General features: G+C 41.2%; 24 protein-coding genes. 4 read left to right on the top strand and 20 right to left on the bottom strand.

From position 1 onward, the window contains the following. Positions 1-246: 246 nt before the first annotated feature. The gene (locus JXR81_01885) at positions 247-609 is read right to left on the bottom strand and encodes a tautomerase family protein (protein ID MBN2753596.1); all 363 of its coding nucleotides are present in this window, start codon (positions 607-609) and stop codon (positions 247-249) included. Between the two features lie 136 nt (positions 610-745). On the opposite strand from JXR81_01885, the gene JXR81_01880 reads away from it, so the two are divergent. Together JXR81_01880 and JXR81_01875 are read left to right on the top strand one after the other, a co-directional pair. Continuing rightward, positions 746-1,453 (top strand): glycosyltransferase family 2 protein, encoded by a 708-nt coding sequence (locus JXR81_01880; GenBank protein MBN2753595.1) that lies wholly within the window; start codon positions 746-748, stop codon positions 1,451-1,453. Further along, positions 1,453-2,232: a sulfite exporter TauE/SafE family protein gene (locus tag JXR81_01875; GenBank protein ID MBN2753594.1), complete on the top strand. Its 780-nt coding sequence runs from the start codon at positions 1,453-1,455 to the stop codon at positions 2,230-2,232. The genes JXR81_01880 and JXR81_01875 overlap by 1 nt, the downstream gene beginning before the upstream one ends. A 168-nt stretch (positions 2,233-2,400) precedes the next feature. Here the strand turns inward: JXR81_01875 and JXR81_01870 are convergent, their stop codons facing one another. The 15 genes from JXR81_01870 to JXR81_01800 form a co-directional block, all read right to left on the bottom strand. Next, positions 2,401-3,414 (bottom strand): DUF4065 domain-containing protein, encoded by a 1,014-nt coding sequence (locus JXR81_01870; GenBank protein ID MBN2753593.1) that lies wholly within the window; start codon positions 3,412-3,414, stop codon positions 2,401-2,403. Positions 3,415-3,433: 19 nt separating this feature from the next. After that, positions 3,434-3,733 (bottom strand): hypothetical protein, encoded by a 300-nt coding sequence (locus tag JXR81_01865; protein ID MBN2753592.1) that lies wholly within the window; start codon positions 3,731-3,733, stop codon positions 3,434-3,436. A gap of 198 nt (positions 3,734-3,931) precedes the next feature. Then, on the bottom strand, positions 3,932-4,477 hold the full coding sequence (locus JXR81_01860; GenBank protein ID MBN2753591.1) for a membrane protein insertion efficiency factor YidD: 546 nt from the start codon (positions 4,475-4,477) through the stop codon (positions 3,932-3,934). Further along, positions 4,474-5,025, bottom strand: a complete 552-nt coding sequence (locus JXR81_01855) for an isoprenylcysteine carboxylmethyltransferase family protein (GenBank protein MBN2753590.1) — start codon at positions 5,023-5,025, stop codon at positions 4,474-4,476. Before JXR81_01855 ends, JXR81_01860 begins: the two co-directional genes overlap by 4 nt. Before the next feature lie 21 nt (positions 5,026-5,046). Further along, a complete protein-coding gene (locus JXR81_01850) occupies positions 5,047-5,430 on the bottom strand; it encodes a hypothetical protein (GenBank protein ID MBN2753589.1) in 384 nt (127 codons plus the stop codon). Positions 5,431-5,625: 195 nt separating this feature from the next. Further along, the gene (locus JXR81_01845) at positions 5,626-6,648 is read right to left on the bottom strand and encodes a VWA domain-containing protein (protein MBN2753588.1); all 1,023 of its coding nucleotides are present in this window, start codon (positions 6,646-6,648) and stop codon (positions 5,626-5,628) included. A gap of 67 nt (positions 6,649-6,715) precedes the next feature. Next, positions 6,716-7,714: a VWA domain-containing protein gene (locus JXR81_01840; GenBank protein ID MBN2753587.1), complete on the bottom strand. Its 999-nt coding sequence runs from the start codon at positions 7,712-7,714 to the stop codon at positions 6,716-6,718. Further along, positions 7,711-8,592 (bottom strand): DUF58 domain-containing protein, encoded by an 882-nt coding sequence (locus tag JXR81_01835; protein MBN2753586.1) that lies wholly within the window; start codon positions 8,590-8,592, stop codon positions 7,711-7,713. The genes JXR81_01840 and JXR81_01835 overlap by 4 nt, the downstream gene beginning before the upstream one ends. A 24-nt stretch (positions 8,593-8,616) precedes the next feature. Further along, positions 8,617-9,600, bottom strand: a complete 984-nt coding sequence (locus JXR81_01830; protein ID MBN2753585.1) for a MoxR family ATPase — start codon at positions 9,598-9,600, stop codon at positions 8,617-8,619. Between the two features lie 356 nt (positions 9,601-9,956). Further along, entirely contained in the window at positions 9,957-10,706 is a 750-nt protein-coding gene (locus JXR81_01825) for a L,D-transpeptidase (protein MBN2753584.1), read from the bottom strand. Between the two features lies 1 nt (position 10,707). Beyond that, the gene (locus JXR81_01820; GenBank protein MBN2753583.1) at positions 10,708-11,748 is read right to left on the bottom strand and encodes an AAA family ATPase; all 1,041 of its coding nucleotides are present in this window, start codon (positions 11,746-11,748) and stop codon (positions 10,708-10,710) included. Between the two features lie 191 nt (positions 11,749-11,939). Next, positions 11,940-12,791 (bottom strand): DUF89 family protein, encoded by an 852-nt coding sequence (locus tag JXR81_01815; GenBank protein ID MBN2753582.1) that lies wholly within the window; start codon positions 12,789-12,791, stop codon positions 11,940-11,942. 31 nt (positions 12,792-12,822) lie between these two features. Further along, the gene (locus JXR81_01810) at positions 12,823-13,758 is read right to left on the bottom strand and encodes a radical SAM protein (protein MBN2753581.1); all 936 of its coding nucleotides are present in this window, start codon (positions 13,756-13,758) and stop codon (positions 12,823-12,825) included. 13 nt (positions 13,759-13,771) lie between these two features. After that, positions 13,772-14,086, bottom strand: coding sequence for an MTH1187 family thiamine-binding protein (locus JXR81_01805; GenBank protein MBN2753580.1), 315 nt, complete (start codon positions 14,084-14,086; stop codon positions 13,772-13,774). Positions 14,087-14,174: 88 nt separating this feature from the next. Further along, the gene (locus tag JXR81_01800) at positions 14,175-14,828 is read right to left on the bottom strand and encodes a hemolysin III family protein (GenBank protein MBN2753579.1); all 654 of its coding nucleotides are present in this window, start codon (positions 14,826-14,828) and stop codon (positions 14,175-14,177) included. A 300-nt stretch (positions 14,829-15,128) separates the two neighbouring features. Here JXR81_01800 and serS point away from each other — a divergent pair, with 300 nt between their 5' ends. Next, positions 15,129-16,403: a serine--tRNA ligase gene (gene serS, locus JXR81_01795; GenBank protein ID MBN2753578.1), complete on the top strand. Its 1,275-nt coding sequence runs from the start codon at positions 15,129-15,131 to the stop codon at positions 16,401-16,403. Between the two features lie 17 nt (positions 16,404-16,420). Further along, positions 16,421-16,642, top strand: a complete 222-nt coding sequence (locus JXR81_01790) for a hypothetical protein (protein ID MBN2753577.1) — start codon at positions 16,421-16,423, stop codon at positions 16,640-16,642. A 98-nt stretch (positions 16,643-16,740) separates the two neighbouring features. Here JXR81_01790 and JXR81_01785 read toward each other — a convergent pair whose 3' ends face one another. From JXR81_01785 to JXR81_01770, 4 genes are all read right to left on the bottom strand, one after another. Beyond that, positions 16,741-17,361 carry a nitroreductase family protein gene (locus JXR81_01785; GenBank protein ID MBN2753576.1) on the bottom strand — a complete coding sequence of 207 codons (621 nt, stop codon included), beginning with the start codon at positions 17,359-17,361 and terminating at the stop codon, positions 16,741-16,743. A gap of 81 nt (positions 17,362-17,442) precedes the next feature. Further along, positions 17,443-17,631 carry a hypothetical protein gene (locus JXR81_01780; GenBank protein ID MBN2753575.1) on the bottom strand — a complete coding sequence of 63 codons (189 nt, stop codon included), beginning with the start codon at positions 17,629-17,631 and terminating at the stop codon, positions 17,443-17,445. Between the two features lie 124 nt (positions 17,632-17,755). Next, on the bottom strand, positions 17,756-18,811 hold the full coding sequence (locus JXR81_01775; protein MBN2753574.1) for a hypothetical protein: 1,056 nt from the start codon (positions 18,809-18,811) through the stop codon (positions 17,756-17,758). 75 nt (positions 18,812-18,886) lie between these two features. Next, the coding region (locus JXR81_01770) for a hypothetical protein (protein MBN2753573.1) at positions 18,887-19,191 on the bottom strand (305 nt) is incomplete at its 5' end.

Below are 19,191 nucleotides of genomic sequence, written 5' to 3'. Positions count from 1 at the left end.
AAGCCATTTTTTACCCGTTCATATACAATATGTTGTATTTGAAGAGTGTATACACCACAATCTACAGGTCACAACTGACAGGTTACAAGTTACAGGTTACAAGTTACAGGTAACAGGTTACAGGTCACAACTTACAGGTTACAACTTGTCACTTGTCACTTGTCACTTGTCACTTGTCACCTGTCACTTGCCACTTGCCACTTGTCACTTGTCACTTGTCACTTGTCACCTGTCACTTGCCACTTGTTACTTGAATATCTCCGATGCCATCTGTCCGCCGCGGATTCCCCAGTCTTCTTTTGGCACGTCATAAATTATTATCATAACCGCCTGAGGGTCTATCCCGGCGTCATTTTTCAGATTTTCAACAATCAGCCTGTATAACAGCTTTTTCATCTCCTGTGTCCTGCCTTTAAACGCAGACACTTCTACAAGTGTAAAACTGTCTTTCCCATCCATGTTTTCCGGTTCATACTCATTCATGAAAAGCGTGCGGTCTGTCTGCGGTATTTTAAAAGCGTCCACCAGCGCTTTATGAACCGCACCGAATATTATTTTCTTCTCTGCCGCTGTCTTTCCCTTTTTTAATGATATTGTAACTTTTGGCATATTACCCTCCGTCTTTTTATTTTGAATAAGTTTATCAATAAACACCTTTAAAGTCAAAACCCGCCGTTGAAATACTTATTTACATTTTCACCGCTTTTCATTATTATAAATGCATATAAACTTTAAGGAGAAAAATTTGCCCTCAGTCTCAGTTATAATACCGGCGTTTAACGAGGAAAAACGGCTTCCAAAAACGCTTGAACGCGTAAAAGAGTACATTGCGGAAAGCGGTGCAGATGCCGAAATTATAGTTGTGGATGACGGAAGCACTGATGCCACCGTTTCTGTCGCGGAAAAATACGGTATATCCGTCGTTAAGAACCCCGGCAACCGCGGCAAAGGTTACTCTGTCGCGCACGGTTTTTTAAAAGCATCCGGCGAAATTATATTTTTTTCCGACGCCGACCTTTCCACCCCCATAGAATTCATGGCGCCTTTTCTTAAACTTCATAATGACGGTTTTGATATCGTCGTTGCGTCACGCGCGGTACCGGGCGCCGCAAAAAAAATCAAACAGCCTTTTTACAGGGACTTTATGGGCAGAACCTTTAATTTATTTGTAAAAACAATGACAGGCTTAAAGATAAACGATACCCAGTGCGGCTTTAAAAGTTTCAGGCGCAGCTGTGCCCTTGAAATAGTAAAAAGAAGAACCATAGACGGTTTCGGATTTGACGTGGAATTTTTGTACATTGCAAAACTGCTTAAATATAAAATATGCGAAAGCCCGGTGGAATGGTTTGACGCGCCCGGTACAAAGGTCAGCCCGCTGCGTGATTCAGCGAAGATGTTTTTCAATTTAATAGAGATAGTTTTTAAACGCCTGTCCGGAAGATATAAATAGTGGCTATTACTTTTATCCTCTTTTTCTGCGTCGCCGTAATATTTTCAATGCTTGGCCTTGGCGGCGGGATATTCTATGTGCCGCTTCTTCTTCAAATAGGGCTTACCTTTCACGAAGCCGCCGCGGTCTCTGTCTGTATAATGATAATAATGTCCGTCACCGCCACAGCCGTTTATCATTTAAATAAACTGATTGACTGGAAAATTGTGCTTTTTATGGGGCCCTGCGCGATAATCGGCGCGCTTATAGGAGGGCTGAATTCAGTTGTTTTTTCAGAACAGCTTCTGGAAATTCTTTTTGGAATAATGATGCTTATATCGGCGGTGTTAATGTTTAAAACTCCCGCGGAAATAAACCAGCCAAAACCCAAAAAAATAGGTTTTATAGAGAGCAGAATGCAGGGTATCACTTATTTTATTAACCTGTGGCTTGGAGTTCCTTTATTTTTTCTGGCCGGTTTTATCGCTTCCATACTTGGAATAGGCGGCGGTTTTGCCAAAGTGCCTATTATGACTTTTATTTTTCGGGTGCCTTCAAAAGTGGCTGTTGCCACATCTTCCGCCCTTATTGTCCTTACAGCCTCTGCAGCGGCAGCGGGACATTTTGCAGCCGGCAACCTTGACCTTAAACTGGTTGGAATTCTGGGTGTGGCAGTTTTTGCCGGCGGGTATTTAGGTTCGCATATCTCCGCCAAAGCGGATAAACGATTTATAAATATCGCGCTTGCGGTAATTATGCTGGGTGTGTCAATCTGGATGTTTTATAGGGCATATATTTAACCCATAGCCTTTTATCCCATATCCCATAAATAAAACGTTAATACATAACCAAATATCCCATAACCCATAAATAATACTTTTAACCCTATTTTATTACCTATGCCTTATGGAATCTTATATTTGACTTATTCATTATCTTGGCGCCTCTATAGAGTATATAAGTAACAGCTATATATTTTCAATTCTCTCCGCATACCTATAGGTAATGTACTGCCCGCTGGCTGTATCTTTCCAGCCTTGAACTTCCTTGTGTGTTTTCTCGGAAAGTTGTTTGGAACTTAGCGGAGTTAGTTTCACGCAGATTTCATCCACAAGTTTCTTTTCACTTTCAGAAAAAACCGATTCATCGGGTTCAGATAAATTCGTATACTGATGCCCTTCTCCGGTTTCAAAAGGTATAACCTGCATATTAACCATTTTCTTGGCGGCCATATAATCAAATAAGTCATGATACTCATCAACAACCGGCCCATAAGGGCCATGCGCGTAACGCAGGCCGGTCATAGATATTCCGCTGTTTTTAAAATTTAAAAAGTCAGAATAAAACAAACACTTTACCAGCTGAACTTCAAACAGGCTTTTCTTTACCGAACATTTAATAATTTTTAATATAAGGTTTGCCGCCTTTTCAATACTAAAAGGCCTGTTCCCGCTGAATTCATCGGGTTTATACCTGAATTTAAGCTGAATTATTTTTTCATAAGGATTTATCTGCCCAAGAAGCCTATCTAATGTTTTTTCAAATTCACCCCTGTCCGCTTCTGCCAGATTGTCCTTAAGTTTATCATCATATATCATCTTCATGTTTTCCGGATCATTAACAAACTTCAGGACTTCATCATGTGCATCGTCCTGCAAAGCTCCTTTTTCATACTTATAAATTGTAAGTTCCCCCCAGCCAAGAAGCAGGGAAAACGGTTTGGGGCTAAGTTCATACTTTTTCCTTATTGTTATTATCTCCTCCGCAGTTAAAAGGTTGTGTTTTTTTCTATAGATGTCATAGGCAAGCGTATACGAATCCCTGCCTTCACTTTTCATAAGCAATTCACTGCCGCAGCAGGTACATTTTGGCATATCCGATATAACAGTTATTTTCTCTCCCCTTATTATGACTTCACGCTCTGCAGTTATGATTTTCGGTACAGTTAGTTTGCCGCACTCCGGACACAATACTTTTTTCATAGCACCCTCTTATTCTTTATCAATTATGAAATGAAATAACTGTCATATACGTCATCCCGTCATCTTCCAGAAATCTTATTTTTATATAAACATTAATCCCCTGAACTATTTTCCTGAAAGTATAGATTTCCCCTTCATACCCTCCATCATCATTTTCAGGGCCTTTTGAATACTCTTCAACTTTTAAAGCGCTTATGACTTCAGATATGTCATTTATAAACGGCGGAATAAAATTCAAACGGTCAAAAGTCTCTGTATTTTTAAGCCTGTCAGCAATGGTAAAATCCTGCGATTTTGCCAGTTCGCGGATTAATTCCAACGTCCCCTCCGAAATCCCCACCCCTGCACCTCAATTATATAAAACTTTAAGATAACTTGCAACATGTAATATTTATTATCTTATGATAACTGACAATCAGTACGTCTTAGATTATTGTTATTAAAGTCCACGTATGAAAAATTTGATCTATCTGCCTTTCTTATAACTAATAAAAATTTCAACTCAATAATTATTACTTTATTTTTTTGAACTTACTTCTAAAGTCCCATATATATTTGCGCTATAAAATAAAAGGCAAAAACTGCCCATAACAACGCCGGAACCCCAAGCTTTCTTGGATATACATTCATAAGTAAGCGCCGCAAATCCAGCCGTAGAAAGAAATGCAAATATACCCTCTGATATTTTCCCGTGATAAACAAAACCCATCCCCGGTAATAACACAGACATAGCAGTCGGCACAATTGTATTAACAAACTGATCTTTTTGTCCTGCATATTCAAATATTAAATGGTCATCCGGCTTATCTGTATGATCGCTAATATCAGCCCATAAGTTACAACGCTGCAGCCTGTTTACACCCATTAATAAACCCTGAAATCCGTAATTACCAACCGCCTCTTTCATAAAAGACGAACAAGTAGGATGATATATACAGGAAAAAGGCAGCAACGGGCTTAAATAACGCTGATAATAATTCACAGCATCAATCGAGATATCAGCTTTTAACACATTACAAAAAATAAGAATAAATAACAAAACGCAGTATTTCTGTTTTTTCATATGATTACCTTTTTTGCATATTGCTGATAGAGCAATCCATACTTTTCCTTAAGATATTTTTCTTCTTCGCGTATTTTTATTAACAAGAAAATGAAAGCAACAAATAAAATTAGAATCCAGTGACCGGCAAATATTACTGCATTCCCCGCCAATGCAATAATAACGCCAAAATATAATGGATGCCGCAAAAAGGCATAGGGTCCCTTTGTTATTAATTCGTGGTTTCCATTTGGCAATATCGAAGGAGACCAGTTCCCGGCCATATATAATCTTGTGTATATGGCAATAAACAGACCCAAACAAACTAATACTAACCCGGTAAGTTTGAAAATATAACCGTTCAAAGCCGTGCTTTTATATAGAAATTGAAGATTTTGGTTATAAATTATATATATAATAAAAACAGCCACCACGGCAGAATATATCATACTTAAAATGATGAATTTATTATTCATGCGATATCTTGCTTTATTTCTATTTTTAAAAAATAAAATAATTTCTATCACTAAAAAAACGAACCAAAACGTACAAACTGTTACTTTTAACAATCGATATTTACCACCGCTATTTTATATTAAAACCAGAACTCCTATTACAGCTAAAGCTACTAACGCTATCGTTCCACACGTTGCCAAAACAGTGTTGTCTTTTTTTTCTTCTTTCTCAACATAAACAACTTTCGTAGCAGGTTCTGAAGATACAGTTAAACTATTAACCGCCGGTTTAACTTCGTCAACGGAAGTTGATACAATTTTCTTTTCAATTGCCTGAATTAACACTTTAAGATCCTGATTGGGTTTTTCCGCGTATGCTCTTTTATAAAATCCCAGAGCTATTTCATAATCCTTATTCGCGTAAGCCTCATCCCCATTTTTTACATTTACATTGTATTCAGCAAATATAATGCCAACAACAAAAACAACAAATAATAAAGCAAAGATAAATTTTTTCATTGAAACCCTCCAATTTTTTTAATAATATAACTTTTCCCGTGTCGTTTTGTCAAGTTTATTTTAACGGCTATAGCCACAAAATAGAATGACTTCCAAGACACGCACAAATAAATACTCACTTTAATTTGGTTGAAAATTAAGTCAAGAAGTTTAGACTACAACTCAAAAATAACGTTCTATATCCTATTTTATTTTTTATATCTTATTGGTTATTCTCTTTGGGCTCCGCATTATCCTTACCGGCAGGGCGTAATGAAGAATTAACAGAATCAACCCCCACAGGAGAAAAATTGTATAATTCTCTTCATACTTTATCTGTTCTTTTTTACTTTTATTCTTTTCCATTAAATACGTATCATCCTTAATCTTTCTAAACGCGCCGGCGTCCGTTATCCTGTAAAACCTGCCTTCGGTAATTCCCGCTATCTGGCGCAGTTCTTTATCATCAAGCCTGGATATTACTTCCTGCCCTTTGTATATTTTATTATAAACCCTGCCCCACGCGTCGCGCCCTTCCGGGATTTTTCCGCCCTCTTTTGTACCCACGCCCACGGCGTATATCCGTATGCCCTTTTCAGCCGCATACTTTGCCGCCGCTATCGGGTCGCCGCCTTCAGTATTTTCGCCGTCAGTAATAAGAATCAGTATCTTGGACTTTCCTCCCTTTGACTGCAGGCGGTCAACAGAACTGCGGATGGATGTATCCAGTGCGGTGCCGTCTTTTGCCAGCATTCCCGGATAAAGCCCGTCTATAATTAGATTTAGAGTTTCGTAATCCAGCGTCAGCGGGCACTGCATAAAATCCACGCCCGCAAAAGTCATCATTCCCACCCTGTCTCCCGCAAGGCTGTTTATAAAATCACGAAGCCCTTTTTTTACAACTTCCATCCTGTTGGGCTGTATGTCAACCGCGCCCATGCTTGAAGAGACATCCATGGCAATCATTATATCAATACCGGACGTTTCATTAACAAACGGAATGGGTTTTCCCTGCGGACGTGCAAGGGCAATAATTATAAGCGCCAGCGCGGCAAAAAGAAAAACATATTTTGCCGCCGCCAGCCTGTAATCTACCGGCGTCATAATATTAGCCGCCGTATTTTTGTCGGCAAATCCATACATATTACGCAGTATTCTGAATACCCTGTATCCAAGGTAAGCGCACAGCGGCACCACAGCTATTAAAATTAATAATGCCTTCTCATTTCCTAAGTTCAAAATTAACTCCTTAAAAATATTTTTGCGGGTCGCAAGGGAGCACGTCCCCCTGCAAAAACTTTCTAAATCAAATCCTTAATAATTTAACCGCTTCAAGCAGAAGCGCCAGAAGAAGCAAAATAACGCCTGCTATTAAAAACGCGTAAAACTTGTCTTCGTGCTTTTCATAATTTTTTACCTTAATTTCCTGTTTTTCAAGCTGCGCTATAGTGTCATATATTTTCTGCAGGGCATTGTTATCGGTTGCCCTGAAATATCTTCCGCCTGTCACAGCGGCCACGCGTCCCAAAGATTCCTCGTCCGGTTCTTCATACATTACAGGCCTGCCGTAATTGTCAACATAAGGCCTGCGGTTTCCGTAAATATCAAAACCATACGCCTGCGCGCCGCCTTTTTTTCCTATTCCTATCGTATATATTTTTATTCCCTTATATGCGGCAATCTTTGCCGCTTCTTCAGGCATTATTCCCCTGTTGCTTCTTCCGTCCGTTGTCACTATCATTACCTTGGAAGCGCCGGAACTTTCAAGCCTGTTTACGCCGTTTAATATGGCCTCGCCCACCGCTGTGCCGTCTATCTTTACCGTTTCAAAATTTATCTGCTCTATAAAAGTACGGATAATTTCATAATCATTTGTCAGCGGGCATTGGGTGAAACTTTTGCCGGCAAAAACCACCATACCCACCCTGTCATTTTTTAAACCCGACACAAAATCATTTATTACTTTTTTTGCCGCTTCAAGCCTGTTTGGTTTTAAATCATCCGCCTGCATGCTTCCGGAAACGTCCAGCACCGCGATTATATCAATGCCTTTTATTACCTCTTCCGTCTCTTTTTTCACCGACTGCGGCCGCAGCAGCGCTATTATAAGCAGTATTACAGCGGCTAATTTTAAGATATCCGGAAGGTACACAACAAACGGCGCGGTTGTTTTCCCCCTGCTTATCCCTTTTATATTGGAATGGACAACTTTACCCCTGAATATTATCCTAAGCACCAGAGATAATATGAATACAGCCGCCATTATCCCCGCTGCCAGAAACAGATTTTCGTTTTCAAACCTCATCTTAATCTCCTTTCGCGTTTTTTGAAAAAGGAGACTATTTCCTTAAGATAAGAACCGCCGCATTCAAGTTTAATATAATCAACCCCCGTGGACCGAAACAGCTTGAATAATTTATCATCTTTTGCTTTCTGAAGTTTTAAGGCCTTCTCTTTTCCTCCGCTGCCGGAAGTATCCACCCACTGAGTCTCCCCTGTTTCCGGATCAAAAAAAGGCACTATGCCCATATCCGGGACTTCATATTCAGCAGGGTCGCGCAGTACCGCGGCAATAACTTCATGCCTGTGCGAGAGTATCTTAAGCGGTTCCGATATGTCTTTTTCATCAATAAAATCAGAAACTATAAATACCGTACTTTTCTTTTTTAAGGCGTGCGCCAGGTACGTAATTGCAGCGCCTATATCAGTTCCTTTGTTTTTTGTTTCGTGGTAGACAATTTCGCGCAGAATCCTTAAGACGTGTTTTTTTCCCTTTTTTGGCGGAATATATTTTTCAGGAACAGAAGTAAAACCCATAAGCCCCACCCTGTCGCTGTTTATCGCCGCGGCAAAAGCAAGCGCCGCGGTAAAATCAAGCATCAGCCCGCTTTTTAAGGTCTGCCTGGTGCCAAAATTTAAAGAGCCGCTTAAATCCGCGGCAAAGACCACCTGCATTTCGCGCTCTTCAATAAATGTTTTGATATAGGGCATATTCATCCTGGCGGTGACATTCCAGTCAATTACCCTGACGTCATCGCCGGGATTATACTCCCTGACCTCTGTGAATTCTATGCCGCGCCCCTTGAACGACGAAAGGTATTCGCCCTGAAGCTCCGTGTTTACAAGGTGCTTCGCGGTAATCTCTATTTTTTTTATTCGTTTCAGGATATCTTTTGAAATCATCTGTATGCCCGTATACCGTTTATATTACGGTACTTTTATTTTGTTGATTATCTGCGCTATAACATCGTCAGGTTTTATTTCTTCCGCTTCCGCTTCGTAAGACAGGATTATTCTGTGCCTTAATACGTCATACGCGCACTCTTTTATGTCATCCGGAGAGACATAGCCCCTGCCATCCATAAAAGCCAGGGCTTTGGCGCACAGGATAAGGCTTATGGAAGCCCTTGGCGAACAGCCGTATTCTATAAGGTGGGAAAGTTTCAGTTTGTGTTCTTCGGGATTGCGTGTGGCAAATACTATATCTGTGACATAATCCTTAATACTTTCATCCACAAAAACAGAATCAACTGACGCCCTCATATCAAGAATATCCTTTGGTTTTAATATCCTGCCGGTTTTTACCTCTTCGCCCGCGGTCATCCTTGTAAGTATTTCTTTTTCTTCTTCCCTTGTGGGATACCCTACAACAGCCTTCATAAGAAATCTGTCCACCTGCGCTTCAGGCAGCGGATATGTCCCTTCTGTCTCTATGGGATTCTGCGTGGCCATTACCACAAAAGGTTCTTCAAGTTTAAAAGTCTTATCTCCTATCGTTACCTGTTTTTCCTGCATGGCTTCTAAAAGCGCGGACTGCACTTTGGCAGGCGCCCTGTTAATTTCGTCAGCCAGTATAATATTGGCAAATATCGGCCCCTGCGAAACCGAAAATTCTCCTGTCTTCGCGTTATAAATTCTTGTTCCGGTTAAATCAGCAGGCAATAAATCCGGGGTAAACTGAATGCGTGAAAACGACGCCTGAATAGTCGCGGAAAGGGTCTTTACCGCAAGTGTCTTTGCAAGGCCGGGTACGCCTTCAAGCAATATGTGGCCCCTGCATAAAAGTCCTGTTATAAGGCATCGCACCATGTGCTTTTGCCCAACAATTACTTTTTCAGTTTCATCAAAAACCGTTTGAATCTTTTCCGACAGTTCTTTATCCTTTGCCGATAATTTAACAATCTTTGCCATTTCAATTCCTCCGTGCGATATTAGTATTATTTCTGGCTTTCAATTTTTCTTTCTGCTCTTCTATTTAACTGCCGCGGGCTAAAGACCCGCGTCTACCAAACCTTCCGTGCATCCGTGCTGCCAAGTGTCTTTCTGCTGCCTTTTCGCTTCTGCTTATCTGCTTTATGCTTAATTAGTTCTTATTAAAACCAGTCCCCGCCTGCTTACGCTCGTAAACTCGCTTCAGCGGGGGGATTTCCGCTCGCAAGCTCGCTCCAACCGCACCCTAAAAGGGTGCGCCTACCAAACCGTCTGACCTTCCGTTTTTCCAAGCATCCAAGCATCCAAGCATCCAAGCATCCAAGCATCCAAGCTTCCTATCTAATAACAACCCTCATCCCTTCTTTCACATACATTGACAACTCTATAACATCTGAATTACGCATCCGCACGCAGCCCTGAGAAGCGTCATGACCTATGGATACCGGGTCATTTGTTCCGTGTATCGCAATACCACCGCCAATTTCCGCGTATGTCCCGTCTTCGTTTTTCGGCACGCGCCCTTCACGGACGGCCTTTCTGTACTTTTTATAATCTTTCGCGTTGGGAAAATCAAGCCTCATAAAAACCGGGCCGTAAGAATTAATGCCAAGGTCCTGTGTTGTCCCATACCGTGTATATCCGTCTTTTGCCCTGTAATATGTTTTATTTAAAGAAGTCAGGTTATTTCTGCCCTGATTAAAATTATCCCGCAGCTGCTTTACCTTTTGCTTAATTTCACCTGTATCTTCGTTGCGCATCACTGCGTCTTTTAACCGTTCTTCCGCAAGCACAAGCTGCCATGGTTCCATTAACGTGTATATTTCTGTTATTCTGTACTCGCCCGCCGGAGTGCACATGTCTTTCTGATATACTTTGTCGCCGCCGCCCGAACCGGACGCTATATCATAAACAAGCATCACTTCAAGCGCGGAAGAAAGCAGATAAAGCTTTTTCTCCGGTTTATTGACATATATCACATGGGTGTCGCCTTCCTCTAAAAATTCCTTAAGGAAGTCAAAATTAGACGCGTAAACAGCCGTAAAAGCTGCCGCTATGAGGGAAAAAAGAATTATTACCCTGCGCATTTTAATCAAGCACAGATATCGTGAGCTCCGGCCTTTTTACCACGCAGAATTCAATTCCGGCTTCAGCAAAAAGATCCTGATAATTTTTATCAGGATAATGGTTGGCGGTCACGAATCTTTTTATTTTGGCGTTAACAACCATCTTTGCGCAAATAATACAAGGCGAATGAGTGCAGTAAATTGTGGCGCCCTGCGTACCGCCGCCATGAAGCGCGGCCTGTATTATGGCATTCTGCTCCGCATGAATCGCGCGGCAGATTTCGTGCCTAGTTCCTGACGCAATTCCCATCTGGTCGCGAAGACAGCCAAGTTCCGTGCAGTCTTTAACCCCTGCCGCCGCGCCGTTATAACCGGTACTGACAACATAATTATTTTTAACAATAACAGCACCCACGTGGTGGCGCAGGCAGGTGGAACGCTCCGCCACAAGATACGCCATTTTCATAAAATACTCATCCCACGACGGGCGTGAATACGGCTGATATTCAAGTTCTTTAAGAATTGTATCCAGCTTACCTGTCAGCTGTTCAAAGGTTCCTGAATTATCTATTTTTATATCCGCCAGATCATAGCACCGGGAAAGCTGCTGTGCCTTTTCATCCGCGGTATTTTCTTTTTCTTCTTTTTTTATAAAGTCTTCAATGGTGGCGGCATCACCCGGGCGTGCCCGCTTAAGCGACCTTTCAAAACGCGTTTTTACGTCAGCGCTTATCCCTATTAATTTAAAGCCGGGAAGGTTCTTTCTTAATTCCTCAATTTCATATACATTTCTAATGCTGTCAATAACCGCCTGAGGCGAATTTTTTATTTTTTTGATTGTCCTTGCGGCAAGAACCGCGGGGCCTTCATTATTCCTTAATTCATTTCCTATAATAATAAGGTTGTCCCTTACCGGTTCTTTGCCCCTTAATTTGGCTTCGTCACGCAGAATATCGGACAGCGAAGCGGCTATGAATTTTTTTCTTTCAACAAGATATTTTATGGCCTCGCCTTTGCCTGACGCGTTAGGTCCCGTGAATCCCAGAAACATATTCCACCTCATCTTTTATTATTGCTTTCCCTGGCAAACATTATACTTATAGGATGATAATTATCAATAGCTAAAAATCTAAAACACGAGGGACGGATATACAGAGGGTCGGAGGGTCGGCTAAAACACAAAAGACGCTGAGACAAATACACGGATGTTCGGTTTAAACCTTCTGTCCCTCCGACCTTCCGTCCCTCTGTCCCTCATCCCTTCTTAAGTACAATCCCGCCCAGCGGTAAACCTATATGTTTTGCTATCACTTCACACTTTAATTTCAAAAGAAAAAATGCCGGTACAGGTTCCCCATACAGCGATTCAAAATTACCCTGCCCTTTGCTTATTATCATTCCCGCGGAATAAAAACGTTTTTTAAAATCTTCGGACGCGTATTCAAGGACAATGCCGGGCGAATCAGCGCCGGAGGAAATTACATCCGCAATTTTATCAATTCCCGCGAAAACCGCGTCTTCATGAAGCGCATCGTTTAAGATGGGGCTTTCTTTCACAGCATAAGTAATCTTTGTACCGTATATGCGTTTTATCTCTTCTATCAGTATCCTGTCAAATACGGTTTCTCCCGTGTTATCACCAAGATACAAAACCTCTCTATTCGCCGACAATGCCTCTTTAAAACTTTCATAATCAAACGCGGCAAAGTCTTTCCGCATTATGTCATTCAAATCAGCTTCAAGGTCAAACTCAAGCTGTACTCCAAAATCTATGACATTTCCGGCTATTGCCGCCCTTACAGCCGCCAGAAGCGGGTCATTGGACCCTTTAACTTTTACCTTCACACTCTCATACATTTCCATAGCAATACGGTTATACTTCTCTTTTATCGCCAGATACGGGTCAGAATCTTTCAATTCCGCCCTTATAAGCCTGTGCATATTACGGCTGATACTTGGAGGATTTTTATCAATATCCACGGTTTCAAGAAATTCTTCAACTTTGGCCGCGACCCTCATAATGTTCTTTTCATCAGCTCCGACAAGGCGCGCCGCCTGTATTGCCTGCTTTAAAAGGCACGGCAGGCATTCGGGATATGTTTTCATATATTATTTTCTCCGTGGGTTTATTTACAATTTAAACATGCTTGCCAATAAAGAATTCTATACCATCCCTGACTGTTTTATTCACCAGCCCGTCATATTCAAGTTCCCATAAAAGCTCCTGCGCTTCACTTTGGTTTACATTCAGCATAGCGCTTACCTCTTCGGCAGATACAGGCCTTAATCTGGCACTTTCATATACAATGCTCTTTAACTCTTCTTCCTGCGCTTCAATTCTTGCGCCGGAATATCCCGAAACCGCTTCTGCCTTTGGCCCCAGTATCAGGCAGGCGCGTTTTGCCGCGTCCGCGTCAACGGGTTTTGCGTATTCTTCCGCGCCGGCGCGGGCAACGGTGTTTAACTGTATTTTTTCTATGTTTTCAACGCTGTTAATAAATTTACGCATTTCAAACAATTCCGCAAGGCTGTCGTTTATTCCTTCCACAAGCAGTATCTCTAAAAATATCCTGCCTTTGTATCCGGCACAAAAATCCTTCAAACCCTGCAGCATTAAGTCAAAATCCACACCCGCCGCAGGCCTGTTAACCTTTAAAAAAGTATTTTTTGTGGCCGCATCAAACGAAGGCACCACTATATCAGCTTCGTTTAATGCGTCTCTTACTTCCGGCATGTATAAAAGCACGCCGTTTGTCAGGACAGCGACTTTGCAGGGTGATATTTTTTTGGCGGCCAGAATCATTTCTTTTAAATTTAAGGCAAGCGTAGGCTCGCCTGCGCCGGAAAACGTAACCACATCGGCTTTTCCGCCATTTTTGAAAAACTCTTCAAGCTCCGCGGCAACATCCTGCGTTTTAACAAACAGGCCGCGTTCAGCTGAAAGCGATTTGCCTTCTGTCCTTCCAAGTTCGCAATAAACACAGTTTAAGTTGCAGTGTTTTTTTTCAAGCAGGTCAACACCAAGCGACAAACCAAGCCTTCTTGAAGCAACCGGCCCAAATAAATATTTCACATTTCCACCGCCATTATTTTTTATACCTTACCTTGTCGTTAAGTGATTTTACCTTTTTTTCCATTGTAACCGCGTGAATATCCCGCCTGTCATCTATCTTTATTGTTACTACAACCCTCTGCACGTCAATGTCACAGAACACTTCTTCGTGCATGGTACGCGCGCAGTCATAAAGTTCATTTACTTCGCCTTCAACTACAGTACCCATGGGGCAAATGTGATATTTCGCCCCTTTTTCCTGAAGAATCTTTATCGCGTTTACCAGATACCCGCTTACAGATGTTTTATTGGTTCCTATGGGAACAATAGAAATGTCCATTATCGCCATACCTTTCCTCCTGATATTTAAAATATAGTTTTTATGTTTTACTTGTTACTCGCTACTTGTTACCTGCAACCTGTAACTTTTTTATCCGTTATGCCACAAACATCAACAGGGCAAAAAAATGGCACACAGCCGCGCCAAGTACAAACATATGCCATATGGCGTGGTGGTATTTAATCTTACGCCAGACATAAAATATTACGCCAAAAGTATAAAGCAGGCCGCCGGCTAAAAGCCACAACAGAAACTCTTTTGGAACTGTTTTTATCACAGGCCAAATGGCAGCCAGTATAAGCCAGCCCATAATTACATAAATTGCCGATGACAGTTTAATATATCTTCCCGTAAAAAATACTTTGAATACAATCCCAAGTATGGCAAGCCCCCACACTATTCCGAAAAACGTCCACCCCCACGCTCCGCCGGTTAAAAGCAGGCATATGGGAGTATATGTGCCGGCTATCAGGGTATATACGGCGGAATGGTCAAGTATTTCAAAAACATTTTTTGCCTTAACCGGAACAAGGCTGTGCGACATGGTGGACATAAGAAACATTATTATCATGCTGGCGCCGTAAATAGAAAGAGTGGTTATCCTTAAAGCGCCCCCTTTTTTAGCGGCAATTACAATAATTATAACCAGCCCGGCAATGCTTAATAAAGCGCCTATCCCGTGAATTATACTGTTGGCAATCTCTTCGCCCACTGTCTGTTTTTCTGATATTTGCACTGTGTTTTCAGCCATAATATAACAATGTTACTCCCGGCACAGGGAAAGTCAAGAAAAAATATAATAATAGAGGGACGGATGCACAGATGTACGGATGGTCGGTATAAAAAACCTTCTGTCTGTCTGTCCCTCCCTCCGTCCGTCCGTCCGTCCGTCCCTCCGTCCCTCCTTCCCTCCTTCCCTCCTTCCCTCCTTCCCTCCTTCCGTCCCTCCGTCCCTCCGTCCCTCCGCTCTTCGTACTATTTTCTTGAAAAAATCCCTCTTTCCTTTATAATATACCCTGTTTAACAATCTTACTTATATTTGGAGTGTGACATGCTTGACATTAAATTAATACGCGATAACCCGGCGGCTATAAAAACCTCCCTTGCAAAAAAAGGGGTAAAACCGGAAGCTATAGACGAAGTGCTGGCAATTGACTTAAAGCGCCGCGAAATTATAGGCACCGTTGAAGCGCTAAAAGCAGAAAACAATAAAAAGAACCCGGAAATTGCAAAATTAAAAAAAGAGGGCAAAGACGCAACAGCCCTTCTGGCGGAAATGAAAACCTGCTCTGACAAAGTAAAAGCAATGGACGCGGACCTTTCCAAACTTGATGAGGAGCTTACCCTTAAACTTTTATACATCCCCAACATGCCTGATGAATCAGTACCTGTTGGCGCGGATGAAACGGCAAACGTGGAAACTTCACAATGGGGGCAGAAAAAAACTTTTTCTTTTAAGCCAAAACCCCACTGGGAAATAGCGGAACACCTTGGCATACTTGATTCAGAACGCGCTGTAAAGGTAACAGGCGCAAGGTTCGTATTTTATAAAGGCGCGGGCGCAAGGCTTGAACGCGCGCTTATTAACTTTATGCTTGATACACAGACAGTTGAAAACGGCTATACGGAATTATTGCCCCCTATTCTTGTGAACCGCGAATCCATGACAGGCACGGGTCAGCTGCCCAAGTTTGAAGAAGACTCTTTTAAACTTACAGGCCCGGATTTCTTCTTAACCCCTACCGCGGAAGTGCCTGTGACAAATATACACAGGGACGAAATACTTCCGGAAAAAAGCCTTCCTGTCTGTTATACCGCGTATACCCCCTGTTTCAGAAAAGAAGCCGGAAGCTACGGCAAGGATATGAAAGGCATTGTACGCATGCACCAGTTTAATAAAGTGGAGCTGGTAAAATTCACCACCCCCGAATCATCCTATGACGAACTTGAAAAACTTTTGAAAGACGCAGAAAGCATTCTGCAGAAGCTTAACCTGCACTACAGGATATTACTGCTGTCCACGGGAGACATGACATTTTCTTCCGCTAAAACATATGACATTGAAGTATGGCATGAAGGCGCGGCGCGTTACTGGGAAACATCTTCCTGCAGCTGTTTTACAGATTATCAGGCACGCAGGGCCAGGATTCGTTTTAAAGACAAAGAGAACAAAACCCGCCACGTGCATACATTAAACGGCTCCGGGCTTGCCACATCAAGATTATTGCCCGCTATACTTGAAGCGTACCAGACAGAAAACATGGAAGTAATAATTCCTGAAGCCTTAAGGCCTTACATGGGCGGGATGGAAAAGATAACAAAATAGGGTTATGGAGGGATAAAATGGCTGATGAAATCAAGGAAGTTAAAAAAGACGTAAAGACAAAAAAGAAAACAGGCTTATATGTAATAGGAGTGGCGCTTGTGGTGCTTGTGCTTGGATATTATGTTTTATCGCTTGTCAATCCGGACGCCAGCAACTGGGCGGGCGCTGTGGCTCCGTTTCTTATCATTGGCGGATATGTAACGATAGCGGTCGGGATTTTAATCGGCTGGGACGAATAAACTTATCACAATAAAAAAGCCCCTGCCAAAAGGCAGGGGCTTTTTTATTAACAATCATGTTTTCCGGTTTTATGCGCTTTGTTTCCTATTCCCTGAAATTACAAATATTTTACCACCATATCAAGCGTGTGTTTGGCTGGCTGAACGCCGGGTTTAATTGGATATCCTATCGGGACAATCGCCACAAATTCTCCTCCGGGCTCGCCCAAAAATCCAAGCACCTCTTTCTGCATTAAGGCAAGCACGCCAAGCCATACTGTACCCAGCCCCAGCGAAGTTGCGGCCAACAGCATATTTTGCACGCTTGCCGCCGAACTTTGAACCTCCATTATCCTGAAAAAGTCATGCGCGGCTTCTTTTTCTATCTTAAAAAGTTCTGTTCCCCTTTCAATAAGCTCGCCGGTATTCATTACAGCCACGACAACCGGAGCGTTAATAATGCTGCGGGAAGCCATCCTTAAAAGCGCGGCTGAAGGCTTTGGAAAATTTGACGAACGCTCGCTTACCATAGCCGCAAGGCTGTTTTTCGCGCTGTCTTTTAAAACGATAAATTTCCAGGGCTGCTGATTATGGGCCGACGGCGCCTGATGAGCAGCGTGAAGAATTGTCAGCAGGTCATCGTCGCTTACCTGCCTGTCAGCAAACGTGCGTATACTCCTTCTGTCCCTTATACTGCGCAGGGTTTCATTTCTGTCCAGATGCGTTTTAGGATCCTGCATGTTTACCTCCAATAATTAGTTTGTATTTTAGATATTTAAAATAAACCGCGTCATTTTATAATATCCGGATTAAATGCCAGGTCAATCTTTTTTAAACCTTTTCTTCATAGCCCTTGTCGGAAACAGGACAGAATACTTTTCTCCCTGCCATTTTATAAACTTATCAATACAGCTTCCGCATATGTCATAAACGTGTTTTTCATCGACAACAAACTGATGAAACTGTTTGGTGTAGTTTTCAATTTCTTTTTCACATAAATTGCATTTCATTTTCTTTCCCCTTTCTTCTTTATAAATTATACCCCAAAAAGAAACGGTCAACAAATGGGAATCAAACCTCTATCACTCATATAAATAAAAGAGCCATAGAATACATATTTGTGGCCTAACAATACTAAAAATTCGGTAGATCTACTTTCTCCCAATTCTCGAAAGGTGTAAACGCAACTCGTTTCGACAGTTCATCTTGAATGAGGACTTTTGCCTCAGCCTGTAAAACTTTTAAATCATTAGTTTTTGAATATGAACTATTCAGCAACGGGTCTTGTTGTAAAGTTGCAAAAGCTAGTGCCTCACAGGTTCTTCGTGGATGATTTGTAATAAAACTATATTCTATACTTTCAAAAAAGGTATAGTGTTTTTTATCGTTAAATTTTTTCCAATTATTTGCCAAAACGCTATGATCTTTGATGTCTATTATTTCAATTTCTAATAGTTCTTTTGATTTATTGCAATTAATAGAATCAACTAATATTTTCCTTGCAGCTACATCTGTTTTAGGAATGCTATATCCAAAAATTGTCACCAAGTATGCATTTTTTATCAAAACAGACAATCTATTCCATTCGTCCTTAATATACAAGTCTTCAGTATATTTTTTGTCGCTTATTGGATATAGTAGTTGAGATGGTTTTAACTTGGCACCACACTTTAAACACACACTTCCAACATAACCTTTTATCTTGTCTTTCCTGCATATCCCAATATATGTATTACCATGAAGGAATACTATTTGCGGCAATTCTTTTAAGTGTACATTTCTTTTATAGGCCTGCATTAGTAACGGATCCCAATTAAAAGTAGCAATAATATCCTTCTTTCTAAGGGAAAGAATTAGCCTGTCATAAAGAGTAGCATGTTTAGGTAACTTCAAATTATAAAAGTATTTTTTTATTTTAGATTGCATTAACTTTAATAACTCGTGATTTTCTTTCTTGCTTGCTACTTCCGAATATATATCTTCAAAATTTCTATTTAAATAATTTATAGATTCTTTTTCTAGCAGTTTACTCAATCCTATAGTCTCAACTAAATTATTCATTAAAGGTAATCTTTTTCCCGTTGCATCACCATCCGGAAAAGCTGCAAGACTCGCACCAGCGCCCAAAATAACTACATGTGGTAAATAATTTATTTTATTATTAACATCCAAATATTGTGTTATTGACATTTTTCACCAAGTAAACACTTTTCATAAAAACTATTTATTCATTCCGTTTAATCTTTAAGAAGTAATAATTAACCCTCACTTACTGCCTTTCCATTTGTACGCTCTCCTGAATCCTTGCTCTTCCGCTTCTTGAGTCGTTTCCGCATAAAACTCTCCCATTTCTGGCTCAATTATAACTTTATCATATTGTTGATCCATAGGAAGGTGATAAATTTTATCTCCCGTGCCTTTTGAAATGTTACACTTTATGCACGGATATCTTTTAAACTCGAAACCTTCCTTCACTTCAATATTTAACTGCTCCGCAAATTTTTTAGCCACATCAGATAATTTAGTAGTTGTTACAATCACTCCATTAATCTTGCTATTTTTAGAGAGCT

This window comes from Candidatus Goldiibacteriota bacterium (assembly GCA_016937715.1).
In the GTDB taxonomy this organism is placed as follows: Bacteria; Oederibacteriota; PGYV01; order PGYV01; family PGYV01; genus PGYV01.
Note: the sequence above shows the minus strand (reverse complement) of the source record. Positions and strands in the feature narration are given on the sequence as shown.

Bases quoted from the DNA above. Each gene is read 5' to 3' on its own strand.
- JXR81_01885 (MBN2753596.1), bottom strand. From the start codon at position 609: ATGCCAAAAGTTACAATATCATTAAAAAAGGGAAAGACAGCGGCAGAG.
- JXR81_01870 (MBN2753593.1), bottom strand. From the start codon at position 3,414: ATGAAAAAAGTATTGTGTCCGGAGTGCGGCAAACTAACTGTACCGAAA.
- JXR81_01860 (MBN2753591.1), bottom strand. From the start codon at position 4,477: ATGAAAAAACAGAAATACTGCGTTTTGTTATTTATTCTTATTTTTTGT.
- JXR81_01850 (MBN2753589.1), bottom strand. From the start codon at position 5,430: ATGAAAAAATTTATCTTTGCTTTATTATTTGTTGTTTTTGTTGTTGGC.
- JXR81_01840 (MBN2753587.1), bottom strand. From the start codon at position 7,714: ATGAGGTTTGAAAACGAAAATCTGTTTCTGGCAGCGGGGATAATGGCG.
- JXR81_01835 (MBN2753586.1), bottom strand. From the start codon at position 8,592: ATGATTTCAAAAGATATCCTGAAACGAATAAAAAAAATAGAGATTACC.
- JXR81_01830 (MBN2753585.1), bottom strand. From the start codon at position 9,600: ATGGCAAAGATTGTTAAATTATCGGCAAAGGATAAAGAACTGTCGGAA.
- JXR81_01825 (MBN2753584.1), bottom strand. From the start codon at position 10,706: ATGCGCAGGGTAATAATTCTTTTTTCCCTCATAGCGGCAGCTTTTACG.
- JXR81_01820 (MBN2753583.1), bottom strand. From the start codon at position 11,748: ATGAGGTGGAATATGTTTCTGGGATTCACGGGACCTAACGCGTCAGGC.
- JXR81_01815 (MBN2753582.1), bottom strand. From the start codon at position 12,791: ATGAAAACATATCCCGAATGCCTGCCGTGCCTTTTAAAGCAGGCAATA.
- JXR81_01805 (MBN2753580.1), bottom strand. From the start codon at position 14,086: ATGGCGATAATGGACATTTCTATTGTTCCCATAGGAACCAATAAAACA.
- JXR81_01800 (MBN2753579.1), bottom strand. From the start codon at position 14,828: ATGGCTGAAAACACAGTGCAAATATCAGAAAAACAGACAGTGGGCGAA.
- serS (MBN2753578.1), top strand. From the start codon at position 15,129: ATGCTTGACATTAAATTAATACGCGATAACCCGGCGGCTATAAAAACC.
- JXR81_01790 (MBN2753577.1), top strand. From the start codon at position 16,421: ATGGCTGATGAAATCAAGGAAGTTAAAAAAGACGTAAAGACAAAAAAG.
- JXR81_01785 (MBN2753576.1), bottom strand. From the start codon at position 17,361: ATGCAGGATCCTAAAACGCATCTGGACAGAAATGAAACCCTGCGCAGT.
- JXR81_01780 (MBN2753575.1), bottom strand. From the start codon at position 17,631: ATGAAATGCAATTTATGTGAAAAAGAAATTGAAAACTACACCAAACAG.
- JXR81_01775 (MBN2753574.1), bottom strand. From the start codon at position 18,811: ATGTCAATAACACAATATTTGGATGTTAATAATAAAATAAATTATTTA.